Annotated in this window: 3 protein-coding genes; 1 reads left to right on the top strand and 2 read right to left on the bottom strand. The window is 61.4% G+C overall.

The genetic code is table 11. The features are described from left to right. Positions 1 to 28: 28 nt before the first annotated feature. A complete protein-coding gene (locus Q4E95_RS12910) occupies positions 29 to 1,150 on the bottom strand; it encodes an aromatic ring-hydroxylating dioxygenase subunit alpha (protein WP_303383686.1) in 1,122 nt (373 codons plus the stop codon). A gap of 157 nt (positions 1,151 to 1,307) precedes the next feature. On the opposite strand from Q4E95_RS12910, the gene Q4E95_RS12905 reads away from it, so the two are divergent. Next, positions 1,308 to 1,952: a PadR family transcriptional regulator gene (locus tag Q4E95_RS12905; RefSeq protein WP_303383685.1), complete on the top strand. Its 645-nt coding sequence runs from the start codon at positions 1,308 to 1,310 to the stop codon at positions 1,950 to 1,952. On the opposite strand, the gene Q4E95_RS12900 is transcribed toward Q4E95_RS12905, so the two are convergent. Continuing rightward, on the bottom strand, positions 1,937 to 2,320 hold a 384-nt coding region (locus Q4E95_RS12900), incomplete at its 5' end, for an ABC transporter substrate-binding protein (protein WP_303383684.1). The genes Q4E95_RS12905 and Q4E95_RS12900 overlap by 16 nt on opposite strands.

Genomic DNA, 2,320 nt, shown 5'->3' with positions numbered 1-2,320 from the left:
GGCGTCCTGCCATTGGGCGCGGTGGTTCTCAGCCATTGCCGGTGCTCACTCCGGCGGCGGCGGCGGCGGTGGGGCGGGATTCCTCCCGCAGGGCCTTTTCCAAGATTCTGCGCACCCACATGCCCCCGGCGTCAATGTTGAGGTTGTAGAACTCGTGATCGGGGTTCGCCTCGATGGCCCGCTGCTGGGCCTTGAGCATGGCTTCGTCCTCACCGAACACCCCCGAAACACCATTGCGCAACTGTGTGGTGATGGTCTGGGACTCCAGTCGGTAGTTGCGCATGAAGGCCCAGAAGTAATGTGAACTGCGATCATCCTGCGGGGTGATGGAATTCATCACGTACCCGTTGACGCCCTGGGCGCGATTGCCGTCGTGGGCGCCCGTGCCAGCCTTGGCAACGCCCACATCAATGCAAATGGTGGACGGGTAGGTGTAGTGGATGATCTGCCAGCGGTCCACCTTGCCCTCGAAATCAGGGAATTTATCGCGCATGTTCTTGGCCCAGAACGGCGGGGCGTCAATGTCGAACATCCAACGGGTCACCGTCACGGTGTTCCCATGGTGCGTGACGTGGAACTCGGATTCGCTGAGTTCTTCCTGGCCAATGGACGAGGAGTGTACGAACTCCTCGTGCGTGAGGTCCATGAGATTGTCCAGCACCAACTGGTAGTTGCATTCCGCCGCAATGGTCTGGCCATCACCGGCCCACTCGGGACTGTCCATTTGATGCATGTCAGGGATGGTTGCGGGATCCGCCAGAGTGGGGTCACCGGGCCAGACCCAGGCGTAGCGGTACCGCTCCACCACGGGGTAAGAGGTGACCGCGGCGGAGGGGTTGAGGGTTTCCTGCGCGGGCATTGCCTTGCAGCGGCCTGCGGCGTTGTATATCAGACCGTGGTAAGGGCACTGGAGTCCGTCCCGGTCCACCAGCTTTCCCTTGGACAGGGGCGCCAAGCGATGCCAACACGCGTCCGCGAGGGCAACGGGCTGACCGTCCTGGGTGCGGTAAAGAGCCATGGGCTTATTGGCGACGGTTCGGCCAATGGGCGCCTTGGGTGTCAGTTCGTAGTCCCATGCAGCCACGTACCAGGCGTTGAGCGGGTGGGCAAAGAGTGTGGCGGTGTGCGTGGTGGATGCGGTGATAGTCACGGGGCTGCGTCCCTTCGACGGCCAAGGTACTGAAATCAAATAACTAAACTGATAGTTGTTGTGTGATCTGAGACATACTCTAGGGGGTGGTGCACACCGGCACAACCCTGATTTTGCGGCATAGTCTTTTTCACTGGTCGACGAGAGGATGCCATCCATGAGCCTGCGCATGTCCCTGCTAGCACTGCTGACCGCGGGCCCCATGACGGGTTACGACGTGGCAAAACAGTTTCACGGGTCGGTGGGGTCCTTGTGGCATGCACCGGACTCCCAGATCTATCCGGAACTCAAGCGCATGCGCACCGAGGGCCTGCTCAGCACGCGGCAAGTGCCGTGGGGTACCCGCGGTAATACCAAAACGGAGTACCAGGTCACGGAAGTGGGTGTTCGGGCACTGTCCCGGTGGCTGGAGGACGAGCTGGCGTTCCCACCCACTCGGCACGTTCACCGATTGCGCGCCGCTTACCTCGAGTTCGCCTCCCCGGAAGCGGCACGGGCGCAATTCCTCGCGCATCGAGAGCACTTCCGGCAGCTGCGACAGCAAGCCCTCGAACGAATTCACGCTCTGGAAGAACGGCGATCAGCCACCCTCGTGCGGCGTTTGGCACACTCCTCGCCGGAGGAGCAAGAACGTCTCATCAGGTTCAAAGTGCATGCCCACCGCGGAGAAGTGGCTGCCGCCGACACGGAAATTGCGTGGGCGGAGGAAGGCTTAGCTTTAGTGGAAGAACTGTTCGGGGCCGGCCCTCCACCTATGGGCCGGCCCCGAACTCCGTACCTGGCGGATCAGTCCGCCTTGTAAATCAGGTCCTCAACGGTTACTGAGTCGCCGATCAGCCCGGACTCACGAGAGATTTCCAAGATCCGTTCGGTGGATTCCGGGTGCAACTCACCGGGGAAGCGCGCCAGGGTAATTTGCTTCAGCAGCTCATCATCGATGCTGGTGTATTCGGAGATCACCGCGCGGGTTTCCTCCGGATTGTCCTGGGCATATTCCTGCGATTCCTTCATGGCCTCGGCAAACGCGCGGACGGTATCCGGATCACTCTCGATCATCTCGTCATTGGTGAAGTAGCCGGCCACCAGAAGGTCCTCGATGGGCTCCGCGTACTGGGCCAGCACGGGACGCATGCCCGCTTCCTTGGCCATGGTGGCATAGGGCTCCACGGC

The sequence above is a fragment of the Kocuria sp. genome (assembly GCF_030536815.1).
GTDB classification, from domain to species: domain Bacteria; phylum Actinomycetota; class Actinomycetes; order Actinomycetales; family Micrococcaceae; genus Kocuria; species Kocuria gwangalliensis.
Note: the sequence above shows the minus strand (reverse complement) of the source record. Positions and strands in the feature narration are given on the sequence as shown.